A 12,492-nucleotide genomic window follows, 5' to 3' on the forward strand; every position below is an offset into this window, starting at 1 on the left:
CCGGATAACGCATGAATTCAACTTTAAACGAGGAGCGACGAGACTCCTTTCGTGTCGATATGACAGCTTTTGTAGCCACGGCTGCTGTTACTGATGATGCCGCGGATGCCGGAAGCTGCTTCCCGGAATTACACTCGATGGCGCTGCTTTCTGAATCCGGAAATATCGATTCAGAAATCGTCGCATTAACGGAACGTGTAAAAGATGTCGCCATTAAGAAAACCCTGGAGCTGATGCATAAGAAGCTTTCAATCGTCACTAAGCTGATCGATATTCATGCAACTACACAGAACCAGCTCGACAGCCAAACCATTAACATCAGCGAAGGGGGTTGCTGCATAACCTCTGAACAGCAGTTCAGCGCAAACCAGCGGCTTGCCCTGGCGCTGATTTTTACCCCCAGCTACTTTGCCCATTTTTCATTCGCCAGCATTGCTGCCGTTGAAAACGATGGGAATAAAAACACTTATCACCTAGTATTTGAGCCATTAACTGAAATACAGAAACAGCAACTGCTTAAACATATGTTTAAAGCACAAACATCCATTCCAACACCCTGATACTAAAATGACCAAGCAAACAAATTTCCCGGCAGAATGGGCCAAACAGGCTGCCATTCTGATTACCTGGCCGCATATTGAAAGCGCATGGCACTACATGCTGGATAAGGTAGAAGCGACCTATTTAGCATTGGCGAAAGCTGTTGCAGAAACCCAACCCTTAGTGATTCAACTGCACGCTTCGATTAAGCCGGAGCAGTTTCTGACATTGCTAAAAGACAACGACATCAACATCGAAAACTGTTTTTTTGCAAAAGTAGATAGCAACGATACCTGGGCACGGGACCATGGGCCAGTATCTGTAACCAACGCAGGGAAACCAGCCTTACTTAACTTTCACTTTAATGGCTGGGGTGGCAAGTTCGCTTTTGACAAAGACAACCTGTTAAACGCCTCAATGGCAGAAGCCGGCCTATTGCCGTCTCTTTCCGATATAGACTTCATTCTTGAAGGCGGCAGCCTTGAAACAGATGGCCTGGGTACCTTACTGACCACCGAGCAATGTCTGTTGAATGAGAACCGGAACCCTGAATTCGATAAAGCAGCCATTGAAAAACTGCTGTCTGAATCACTGGGTGTTGATCATTTTCTGTGGTTACAAAACGGTCACCTGGAAGGCGACGATACCGATGCCCATATTGATACTCTGGTCCGGTTCTGCGACGAAAACACCCTGCTGTTTCAGGGGTGTCAGGATGAAGCCGACAGCCACTTTCAGCCACTGAGTGCAATGAAAGCCGAGCTGGAACAGTTACGAAAGCCAAGCGGCGAGCCATATAAAATAGTTGAGCTGCCATTACCTAAAGGCATTTATGCAGAAGACGGACACCGCCTGCCTGCAACCTACGCCAACTTCCTGATTACGAACAAGCTGGTTGTTGTTCCCACCTATGCTGATGAGAGTGACAGTGCCGCCCTCGCCATCATTGCGGAACTGTTCCCAGAGCGAAAGGTTGTTGGCGTAGATGCGCGACCACTGATCGAAGAGCACGGTTCTATCCATTGCATCACCATGCAACTGCTGGATGGAACCATAGACCTGGCAGAGCGTTTTAAACTGGCAAGCGCCTAGTGGGCCATGCGCAAAGTTAGGTAACTTCCCAGCGATACGCAGGCAGTGAATCGATAATGGTTTTACCGTATCGTTTTTCAACAATACGGCGATCCATAAACCATATGGTGCCACTGTCCTGCTCTTGGCGGACCAGCCGCCCACAAGCCTGCACCATTCGAATAGTCGCTGCAGGTAAAGTAATTATTTGAAACGGATTCATCCCACGGGATTCCAGCCAGCGTGACAGAGTTGATGCAATCGGATCATCCGGCACACCAAATGGAATCTTGGCAATAACCAGATGCTTCAGATAATTACCGGGTAGATCGACACCTTCCGCCAGACTTGCCAGGCCAAACAACGTAGAGCCACCGCCCTCTTCCAGCCGCTCTTTGTGATGCTCGATGAGTGCCGTTTTTGGTAGATCGTCTTGCAAAGTGATTAATGCTTTCCAGTCATCTTCGAGTAACTCGTAGACATCCTGCATCTGCGCCCGGGAAGAAAACAGCACCAAGTTTCCGGATTCTTTAGGTAAATGCCGCCTGATCAGCTCGGCAATCGATTCCGTATGAGAGTCCCGCTTGCTGCCATCCACAGCAATATCCGGAATCTTGGCTACAACCAGATTCGGGTAATCAAAGGGGCTTTCAACCTTCAGCAAATCGGCACCCTCAGATATTCCCGTCTGTGTTAATAATCGGTCAAATTTACCGGCCACGGTCAGCGTTGCCGAGGTAACAACTGCGCCACAGCATCGGTTCCACAAATACCCCCTTAATACCGGGCTGGCGGAAACCGGGCTGGTGTTCAGCACTAAATCCTGAACCTCTGCGCTGTCGATTCGATCCATCCAGCGGGCAGCGGGAGGTGCATTGTCCTTATCAGGCTGTAACCAGCTGCTGACTAAATCTTTTGCCGGCTCAATACGGGAAAGCCAACGGCCGATAACCGGCAAGGCGTTCTGCAAACGATCTTTTTCCTGAGGGTCTTCCGACGATGACAAATGCTTTCTTGTATTCTCATCCAATGCGGAAACACTGGTGAACAAAACATTAAACGGCTGCTCAAGCGGACTCAGTAATTCGTCAATAGGCAATCGTTGTTCAGGTTGCAGGAAGGTTAAGGTTTTTTCATCCGCACTAAGACGATTAAACCATGGTTGCAATGAAGACCAGGTTAATGCCAGCTGTTGGTGGCAGGCATTCAGGCTCTCAATAATATTGTCCATTAACCGCTCAGCAGTATCGCCGTATTCAAGCTCCAGCCGAACCTTCGGGATTTGCTTACGAATAGAATCTAACTGATTCAGCGTGTATTTAACCGTTAGCTGCTGAGCAAAATGTGACAGTGCTTTATCGGGCAGGTGATGCCCTTCATCGAATACATAGATGGTATCTTCAGGCGCAGGCAAAATGGCGCCACCACCTAAGGAAAGATCTGCCATAACCAAATCATGATTGGCAATTATGACGTCTGCATTTTCCAGTTCGCCACGGGCTTCAAAAAAGGGGCAATTCTGATAATGCGGGCAACGGCGGTTGAGGCACTCACGATGAGAGGAAGTCAGCGAGAACCAAACCTTATCGTCAATTTTATCCGGCCAGTGATCGCGATCACCGGACCAGGCACCACTGCCGAATTGCGCCATAAAGTCATTAAATTGCGCCAGTGTCGCCTCATCCGCTTCCATGGTTTCCTCAAACAGAGACATGGCAACCACAGTTCCGCTGTAAAACTGGATGAGTTGTTCAAGCTTATGGGTACACAGGTAACGACCGCGCCCTTTTGCTAATACCGCCTTAAATTTCAACCCAGTATTATCCAGGATATCCGGCAGATCTTTGTTCACAACCTGTTCCTGCAAGGCAATGGTTGCGGTTGATATAACCAGTTTTTTTCCGAGCGCCATTGCAACCGCAATAGCACTGAGCGCATAACCAACGGTTTTACCGGTACCCGTACCGGCCTCAATAACGGCAATCGAATACTGGTCGGGGCGTTTTTTCCCCTCGGCATCTAATTCAATACTACCAAGCGTGCGGGCAACCTGAGCCAGCATGTGCTTTTGACCATGCCGAGGGTTTAAATCACGGTTTGAAAGATATTCACTGTAAGCGGATTGAATCGTTAATTTTACGGTATCAGATAACATTAGAATTTGGTTTACGCGGCAAGAAAGCTACAATAGCCTAATTATTTATAAAGAGGAAATCATGATGCAACAACGTGTTGTTTCTGTTGGAAAAGTTCAGTGCAGCAATGACCTGCCCTTCACTCTGTTTGGCGGCATTAATGTTCTAGAAAGCCGTGATCTGGCACTAAAAGCGGCAGAAACCTACGCCAAAGTCACCGAAGAACTGAACATTCCATATATCTTCAAAGCCAGCTTTGACAAAGCTAACCGCAGCTCAATAAACAGTTTTCGTGGCCCGGGTCTTGAAGAAGGCCTGAAGATTCTACAGGAAGTAAAAGATACCTTTGGTGTTCCGGTTATTACCGACATTCATGAGCCTTACCAGGCCGCTCCTGCTGCTGAAGTGGCGGATGTTATTCAATTGCCTGCTTTTTTATCGCGCCAAACCGATCTGGTTAAAGCAATGGCTGAAACCGGTGCAGTCATCAACATCAAGAAGGCACAATTCCTTGCACCTCATGAAATGGCTCATATTCTCAACAAGTTTCAGGAAGCCGGTAACGACAAGCTGATCCTTTGTGAGCGCGGTACGTCATTCGGTTACAACAACCTTGTAGTAGATATGCTCGGGTTCGGCATCATGAAACAAACTGGCTTCCCGGTTATTTTTGATGTGACACACGCATTGCAAAAACCCGGTGGCCGACTGGATTCAGCCGATGGCCGACGTGCTCAGGTAACAGAGCTGGCACGCGCTGGTATAGCACAAAAAATAGCAGGATTATTCCTGGAAGCGCACCCGGACCCAGACTCTGCAATGTGCGACGGGCCTTCAGCACTGCCGCTTGATATGCTGAAGCCGTTCTTAACTCAGCTGAAGGCTGTGGATGAAGTGGTTAAATCTTTCGATGACATCGTAACCGGTTAACACCGGTTACAGATCAAACATTACGGCACAGCACCTCTAATTACGTTCGCGTTCAAAATGAGGTGTTGCTGCCAGTTTATAGGCACTTTTCATTAAGCCCTTAGCATTCAATATTAAATCGCAAACCAACCGAGCTATACCCTGCCCCCCGGAAACCGGCAAGACAATATCCGTGCTTTTCTGGACTAAAGCGTAGGCATCCGCCGGGCAAACAGAAAGACCCACCTTATCCATGACTTTCAAATCAACCATATCATCGCCGACATAGCAGACTTGCTCCAAGTTAATACTAAGGCGTTCACACAGCTCCAAAACCACTGAAAGCTTATCTTTGACACCTTTAAAATAATTTTCTACGCCAAGATCTTCCATTCTTCGACTCACCATCTCGGAGCTCTTAGCCGTAACAACTGCGACCTGAATATTGTTATCTGGCAGCAGCTTCAACCCGACGCCATCCTTGACGTTAAATACCTTTAACTCTTCACCCTTAGAACCGTAATACAGCCGACCATCCGTTAAAACACCATCGACATCAAACACAACAAGAGCGATCTCTGAAAGCTTACCCTTTAGCGGTGATGTTTCAGTTATTAAACTATCCAAATAGGTCATAGCTTCCTCCTGATGTATCGTTATCACTTTCCAACCAGAATTTCGGCTTACAGAAAGTCTGCTCTATTTGCCGTGCCAGACTTTTGGATAGCTTTTTTGTGCCAGTAAATAAGTCACTTGCCAGTTGCTCATCAATAGCCAGGCAAGCACAAAAAGCACCTATGTCTATCGCATTTTCATCCAGCAATTCTTTCAATTTATTCTGTTGACTCATAGTCAGTTTCTCAAAGTAAAAAAGGCTGCAAATGCAGCCTTTTAATAATCTGAATTCGTTTTAGCGAATTTTTATTTTCGCATTGTTGCGCTCAATATTAAACATCATCTGATACTGTTCGCTGGCTGCCATTTGCGCACTGAATGCTTCCGCATTAGCAATCTGATCTTCAGGCGGTTCTACATTTTCTACCTCAAGAACAGCGACAATATAAGCAACATCACCATCAACAACCTGCGCTTTGGTTACCTGGCCTTCAGCCGGTGCCGCCATTTCAAATGCTTTTATCAATACATTTGCCGGCAATGTATCGCTATCGATTCGGGCAACGCTAACGGCTTCAGCCCAGCTATCGTCTACACTCTCAGATGATAGCTGCTCAGCAATGAACTGCTCCATCAATTCCCGTGCATTCTCTGCCTGTACGATAGCAGCCACCTCTGCGCTTACTTCTTCCAAGTCTTTAATAGCTTCGGCCTGGTAATCGATCATTTTTACGACAACCAGATCATCGTTGCTTAAACGTACGACATCACTCATCAAGCCATCGAATAATACCTGGTCTGAGAAGATGGTTTCAGCAAGGTCTGAATCGGATAGCAGGCCTTCGCCGGAGTTACGTTCCAGCCAATCAGATTCCTCAACAACGACACCAAAGTTCTCAGCTACAGCGGTGAGGCTATCTGATGAGAACGAGAGATCCGCCAACTCTTCCTGAACAAAGAGCAATTCTTCCGCAGCGGTGGTTGCCTTAATTTGAGCAATCAGTTGATCACGCTTCTGATCAATTGAATCAATGGTCGGCTTATTGATTGTATCCAATCGAATCAGGTGATAACCAAATTCTGTTTTAACCGGCTCAGATACATCACCTTCTTCTGCCAGTGCGATTGCCGCATCGTAAAACTCGCCGACATAAACACCTTCGATAAGCTCACCTAATGAACCACCAAATTCGGCGCTGCCCGGATCGTCAGACAGCTCAGCAGCTAAATCACCAAAAGCTTCACCTGCGTTCAATCGCTGCAACGTTGCCTGAGCTTCTGCTTCGGCATCATCACCATCAGCAAAAAGGATGTGAGAAACCTCTCTGGTTTCCTGACCTTTCAGTTCCGCAACGTAGGCCTCGTAAGCGCTCTGTACTTGGGCATCAGTCACTTCAACCTGGCTCGCCAGGAAGCTTTGAGTCAGACGTACAAACTCAACCTTAACCTGCTCAGGAGAGATAAACTCCTGCTGGTTTTCCTGGTAATAATTTTCAATTTGCTGTTCTGTTGCCTGTGCCTCTTCTAAAAAGTCAGAAGAAGTGAATTCTTTATAACTAACCAGTCTTTTCTGAGACATTAAGCTGGCATATCGCTTTGCCGTTTTTTCAACAGAAAATGCACTGTTAGCAACACCCGCCTGCATTTGAGTTAATGCAGTTTGTGCTTTTTGCTCTGCAACAAAGGTTGCATGGTTGTAACCGTTAGCCGCCAGGAGGCTTTCATAGATATCTTTATCGAACTTACCGTCTACCTGAAATGCGGTAATTTCAGCCAAAGACTCCAGAACCTGCTCTTCAGAAACCTGGAATTCCAACTTTGACGTCAGCTGCTGCTGAAGTATCTGGTTAATTAAACTGTTCAGAACCTGTTCTTTTAATACTGATGAATTGGCCAACTGTGCAGCAAACTCCGCACCGTACTGGCTTGCCAATTCCTGTTGTCTTGAGCTGAGCAAACGCTGGTATTCAATTTCAGATACCTTGTCACCGTTTACGGTTGCAGGTGCCGAGTTACCGGCGATTGAGACTATTGATTCTGCGCCGAATAAAACGAAAGTAACTACAATCAATCCGACAATAATTTTACCAACGTTACCTTTGGCTGAGTTACGAAAGACCTGGAGCATCGAGATTCCTACCGGCTTTATATGCCTTTTATAAAAAAAAAGCGCATCAAATGACACGCTACAGTTTTCAAAAGAAAACGGGCTATGCCCGCATTAAATTAATTTACAGCGTCTTTTAATGCTTTACCTGCTTTGAAGCTAGGTACTTTAGCAGCTGCAATTTCAATTGGCTGACCAGTCTGTGGGTTACGACCAGTACGTGCTGCACGATCTTTAACGGAGAATGTTCCGAATCCAACCAATACTACCTGATCACCTTCTTTCAAAGCGTCAGTTACAGAATCAACCATCGCATCCAATGCACGGCCAGCAGCAGCCTTAGAAATGTCCGCAGCAGCGGCTACTGCATCAATCAATTCAGATTTATTCACACTATTCCCCTTAACTATGTTTTATATATGAAAACAAGGATGACTTAATAAGTTTTAAAGCGCCATCCATTGTTTTGTGAATTCTATTTCAAATTGTGTTGTGTCATACCAGCGGTAATTTATACCAGTCTCAAAAAACAGCTGTCAAGCGGCTTAATGCGTACTAACGCTGCTTTCCGGGTTGTTTTTAGACTTTTGTTTTGAAATTTCAGAAGCGACCTCTTCATCGGTTAACCCTTTGGGTTTCGACTCCAACGCAATGTCTAAAACTTCATCAATCCATGACACCGAACGAATATCGAGTGCTTCCTTTATATTATCAGGAATTTCCTTTAAATCCCTGACATTTTCTTCAGGAATGATCACAGTTTTAATACCACCCCTGTGTGCGGCCAATAATTTTTCTTTCAACCCGCCTATAGGAAGCACTTGTCCACGCAGAGCAATCTCACCTGTCATGGCCACATCTGATCTTACCGGTATCTTGGCAAGGACTGAAACTAATGCAGTACACATACCAATACCGGCAGACGGACCATCTTTAGGTGTTGCACCCTCAGGAACGTGAATGTGGATATCACGGTTCTCATGGAAGTTAGGCAGAATGCCCAGGCTCTGTGCCCTGCTGCGAACAACAGTCATAGCGGCCTGGATAGATTCCTTCATAACATCACCCAGAGAGCCGGTGCGCAGTATCGCACCCTTACCTTCCACACTGCTGGCTTCGATATTCAGCAGCTCTCCACCGACAGACGTCCATGCAAGGCCGGTAACCATACCGATCTGGTTTTCTTTGTCAGCAACACCGTATTGGAACTTTTGAACACCTGAGAATCGCTCAATATCTTTATCGGTGATTGTCGTGGTGCCTGCTTTACCTTCTAAAACATTCTCCATGACAACTTTACGACAAACCTTAGCGATCTCACGCTCCAGGCCACGCACACCCGCCTCTCGCGTGTAGTGTCGGATCAGATAAAGGATGGCACTGTCCTCAATAGTCAGCTCATTCTCTTTCAATCCGTTAGACGCGATCTGCTTCGGTGTCAGGTAACGCTGCGCAATGTTCAGCTTCTCATCCTCGGTATAACCGGGGATACGAATCACTTCCATCCTGTCCAGCAATGGACCAGGAATATTCATGCTGTTGGATGTACAAACAAACATGACATCAGAAAGATCGAAATCGACCTCCAGATAGTGATCGTTGAAGGTGTGGTTTTGTTCTGGGTCTAAAACCTCTAATAGAGCCGAAGCCGGATCACCGCGATGATCCATGCCCATCTTATCGATTTCATCCAATAAGAACAGCGGATTTTTTACCGCAGCCTTACTTAATTTCTGAACAACCTTACCTGGCATAGAACCGATGTAGGTTCGACGGTGGCCTCTGATTTCGGATTCATCGCGAACACCACCTAACGCCATGCGTACAAACTTGCGGTTCGTAGCCTTAGCAATCGATTGCCCTAAAGATGTTTTACCAACACCGGGAGGACCAACCAGGCAGAGCACAGGCCCTTTAACCTTCTTAACACGCTTTTGTACGGCCAGGTATTCCAGGATGCGTTCTTTAACCTCATCAAGGCCGTAGTGGTCTGCTTCCAGAACCTCTTTCGCCTTGGCTAAGTCATGTCGCACCCGTGAACGTTTTGACCAGGGCACACCAAGCATCCAGTCTAAGTAGTTTCTGACAACAGAAGCTTCTGCCGACATTGGCGACATCATTTTAAGCTTATTAAGCTCAGACATTGCCTTGTCACTGGCTTCTTGCGGCATTCCAGACTGCTTAATCTTGTTTTCCAGCTCTTCTACTTCAGACGCGTTATTTTCATCAAGATCACCCAGCTCTTTTTGAATGGCTTTCATTTGCTCATTCAGATAGTACTCACGCTGAGATTTTTCCATCTGCTTTTTCACGCGGCTGCGAATGCGCTTTTCAACTTCAAGCAGGTCTATCTCTGCTTCCAATACCGAAAGCAGGTGTTCAATTCGTTCACGCTCTGCAGCAACTTCCAGAACCTTTTGCTTTTCTTCAACCTTCAAGGACAGATGTGAAGCAATGGTGTCTGCCAGACGACCCGGATCTTCAATACTGTTTAAAGACGTAGAGACCTCTGAAGGAACCTTCTTACTGAGCTGAATATACTTTTCAAACTGAGTCATCAACAAACGAACCAGTGATTCCTGCTCACGCTCTGTTAAAGGATTGGTATCCAATAATGAAGCCTGGCCGGTCAGATACTCTTCACCGTCGACAATGTCTGAAATAGCAACCCGATCGACACCCTCAACCAGAACCTTAACTGTACCATCCGGCAAGCGAAGAAGCTGCAGAACACTTGCCAGTGTTCCAACGTTATAGAGGTCGTCCTGAACCGGCTCATCGTCTTTGGCATTTTTCTGAGCGACAAGAAGAATTTTTTTGTCGTTATCCATTGCAAACTGCAGGGCGGCAATAGATTTTTGGCGACCCACAAACAATGGAATAACCATATGAGGGTAAACAACCACATCGCGAAGTGGCAGTAGCGGTAAGTCCATGGACAAACCGTCAGAAGCGTCTAGGTGCGCCATAATTACCTCGAATTAATTTCTTACGATCTTACTATGGCGATAAATTCAGAGATATCAATGCCTTAGCAAAAAAAACGGGCTGAAAGCCCGTTTTTAATCAGCCTGCCCGCTGGCAGTTTTAGGAGGTTCAGAGTTTTCATAAATAAGTAATGGCTCAGACTCACCTGTTATTACAGATTCGTCTATTACCACCTTACTGATGCTTTCTTCTGACGGCACCTGATACATCGTATCCAACAGCACGCTTTCAAGAATGGAACGCAGACCACGGGCACCGGTATTACGCTCCATAGCTTTATTAGCTACGGCTTTGAGCGCACTTTCCCGAATATCGAGCTCTACACCTTCCATTTCAAACAGCTTTTGATACTGCTTGACCAGTGAGTTTTTCGGCTGAGTCAAAATTTGAACCAGTGCATCCTCATCGAGTTCACGAAGGGTAGCAACCACTGGCAGTCGGCCAATAAACTCAGGAATCAGACCATATTTAACCAGATCTTCCGGTTCCACGTCGGCGATAATCGCACCGGCCTTGCGGTCTTCTTTATTCTTGACCTGAGCTGTGAAGCCAATACCGCCCTTTTCAGTGCGGTTTTGAATAACCTTTTCCAGCCCGGCGAATGCACCGCCACAAACAAACAGAATATTGCTTGTATCTACCTGTAAAAACTCTTGCTGCGGGTGCTTTCTGCCACCTTGCGGCGGAACAGAGGCGACCGTGCCTTCAATCAACTTCAGCAATGCCTGCTGCACACCCTCACCGGAAACATCACGGGTGATTGAGGGGTTGTCTGACTTTCGTGAAATCTTGTCAATCTCATCGATGTAAACGATGCCACGTTGAGCTTTTTCAACATCGTAATCGCACTTCTGCAGCAACTTCTGAATGATGTTTTCAACATCTTCACCAACATAGCCGGCTTCGGTCAGCGTTGTCGCATCAGCCATGGTGAAAGGAACATTCAGTAATCTGGCCATAGTTTCAGCCAGCAGGGTTTTACCACTACCAGTTGGACCAATCAGAAGGATGTTCGACTTGCTCAGTTCAACATCCTGACTGCTTTCACCGTACTGCAAACGCTTGTAGTGATTGTAAACAGCGACTGAAAGAACCACCTTTGCTCTTTCCTGCCCAATCACGTATTCATCCAGCGTCGCCCGGATTTCTGAAGGTACTGGCAATTTCGTACTTTCAGCTTTAGGTGCCGCCTCCTGCAGCTCCTCACGAATGATATCGTTGCACAAATCAACACATTCGTCGCAAATGAAAACAGAAGGCCCTGCGATCAGCTTTCTTACTTCATGCTGACTTTTGCCACAAAAAGAGCAGTAAAGTAGCTTACCATCATCGCCCTTTCTGGTTTTATCATCGGCCATTTAAAGACTCCAAATACCTGTGTATCTAATAAAGATGTAACCAGCTCACCATAATTGCAAGTATTTAAGCGAGCTTCAGTGTGGTTTTTTCGTAAACCACACGGGTAACAGCATATTCTAAATTCTGTGATCCACAACCCTGTCAACAAGGCCATATTCAACGGCTTGTTCGGCTGTAAGGAAGTTATCCCGGTCGGTATCTTTCTCGACTTCGCTGATAGGACGACCTGTGTGATGCGCCATAATCTCGTTCAAACGGCGTTTCATATCGAGAATTTCCTTAGCATGAATCTCAATATCCGTTGCCTGGCCCTGATAACCACCTAAAGGCTGGTGAATCATCATGCGGGAATTCGGCAGACACAAACGTTTACCTTTAGCGCCGCCGGCCAACAACAGAGCACCCATGCTCGCCGCCTGACCAATACACATAGTGCTTACGTCTGGCTTAATAAACTGCATCGTGTCGTAGATGGCCATACCCGCAGTCACTGAACCACCCGGTGAGTTGATGTAAAGATGAATATCTTTATCCGGGTTTTCGCTTTCCAGAAACAGCAGCTGGGCTACCACCAGGTTAGCCATGTAGTCTTCAACCTGGCCAACCAGAAAAATCACATTCTCTTTTAATAATCTTGAATATATGTCGAACGAGCGCTCACCCCGAGATGTCTGCTCAACGACCATCGGCACAAGGCCGCCTGCATTATAGATCTCGCTGGTTAAACCTGAACGGCGATCTGATGACATATATCGACTCCTTGAATTC

General features: G+C 46.5%; 11 protein-coding genes. 3 read left to right on the plus strand and 8 right to left on the minus strand.

The annotated features are described in order from the left end of the window. The first annotated feature begins 11 nt into the window (after window positions 1-11). Together BCF53_RS05390 and BCF53_RS05395 are read left to right on the plus strand one after the other, a co-directional pair. Complete coding sequence (locus BCF53_RS05390) at window positions 12-560, plus strand: PilZ domain-containing protein (RefSeq protein ID WP_132700489.1); 549 nt, start codon at window positions 12-14, stop codon at window positions 558-560. A 7-nt stretch (window positions 561-567) separates the two neighbouring features. Beyond that, window positions 568-1,632: an agmatine deiminase family protein gene (locus tag BCF53_RS05395; RefSeq protein WP_132700490.1), complete on the plus strand. Its 1,065-nt coding sequence runs from the start codon at window positions 568-570 to the stop codon at window positions 1,630-1,632. Window positions 1,633-1,648: 16 nt separating this feature from the next. Here BCF53_RS05395 and dinG read toward each other — a convergent pair whose 3' ends face one another. After that, the gene (gene dinG, locus BCF53_RS05400; RefSeq protein ID WP_132700491.1) at window positions 1,649-3,766 is read right to left on the minus strand and encodes an ATP-dependent DNA helicase DinG; all 2,118 of its coding nucleotides are present in this window, start codon (window positions 3,764-3,766) and stop codon (window positions 1,649-1,651) included. Between the two features lie 64 nt (window positions 3,767-3,830). On the opposite strand from dinG, the gene kdsA reads away from it, so the two are divergent. After that, window positions 3,831-4,676, plus strand: a complete 846-nt coding sequence (gene kdsA, locus BCF53_RS05405) for a 3-deoxy-8-phosphooctulonate synthase (protein WP_132700629.1) — start codon at window positions 3,831-3,833, stop codon at window positions 4,674-4,676. A gap of 36 nt (window positions 4,677-4,712) precedes the next feature. On the opposite strand, the gene BCF53_RS05410 is transcribed toward kdsA, so the two are convergent. The 7 genes from BCF53_RS05410 to clpP form a co-directional block, all read right to left on the minus strand. Then, entirely contained in the window at window positions 4,713-5,291 is a 579-nt protein-coding gene (locus BCF53_RS05410) for a KdsC family phosphatase (RefSeq protein WP_132700492.1), read from the minus strand. Next, complete coding sequence (locus BCF53_RS05415) at window positions 5,275-5,505, minus strand: hypothetical protein (RefSeq protein ID WP_132700493.1); 231 nt, start codon at window positions 5,503-5,505, stop codon at window positions 5,275-5,277. Before BCF53_RS05415 ends, BCF53_RS05410 begins: the two co-directional genes overlap by 17 nt. Window positions 5,506-5,565: 60 nt before the next feature. Then, complete coding sequence (locus BCF53_RS05420) at window positions 5,566-7,398, minus strand: SurA N-terminal domain-containing protein (RefSeq protein ID WP_132700494.1); 1,833 nt, start codon at window positions 7,396-7,398, stop codon at window positions 5,566-5,568. Between the two features lie 98 nt (window positions 7,399-7,496). Then, window positions 7,497-7,787, minus strand: coding sequence for a nucleoid-associated protein HU-beta (gene hupB / locus BCF53_RS05425; protein ID WP_279389126.1), 291 nt, complete (start codon window positions 7,785-7,787; stop codon window positions 7,497-7,499). Between the two features lie 135 nt (window positions 7,788-7,922). After that, window positions 7,923-10,346, minus strand: a complete 2,424-nt coding sequence (gene lon / locus BCF53_RS05430; protein ID WP_132700496.1) for an endopeptidase La — start codon at window positions 10,344-10,346, stop codon at window positions 7,923-7,925. A gap of 93 nt (window positions 10,347-10,439) precedes the next feature. Next, entirely contained in the window at window positions 10,440-11,723 is a 1,284-nt protein-coding gene (clpX, locus tag BCF53_RS05435; RefSeq protein WP_132700497.1) for an ATP-dependent Clp protease ATP-binding subunit ClpX, read from the minus strand. A 117-nt stretch (window positions 11,724-11,840) separates the two neighbouring features. Next, complete coding sequence (clpP, locus tag BCF53_RS05440) at window positions 11,841-12,473, minus strand: ATP-dependent Clp endopeptidase proteolytic subunit ClpP (protein WP_132700498.1); 633 nt, start codon at window positions 12,471-12,473, stop codon at window positions 11,841-11,843. Between the last annotated feature and the right edge of the window lie 19 nt (window positions 12,474-12,492).

The sequence above is a fragment of the Reinekea marinisedimentorum genome, from assembly GCF_004341165.1.
In the GTDB taxonomy this organism is placed as follows: Bacteria; Pseudomonadota; Gammaproteobacteria; order Pseudomonadales; family Natronospirillaceae; genus Reinekea; species Reinekea marinisedimentorum.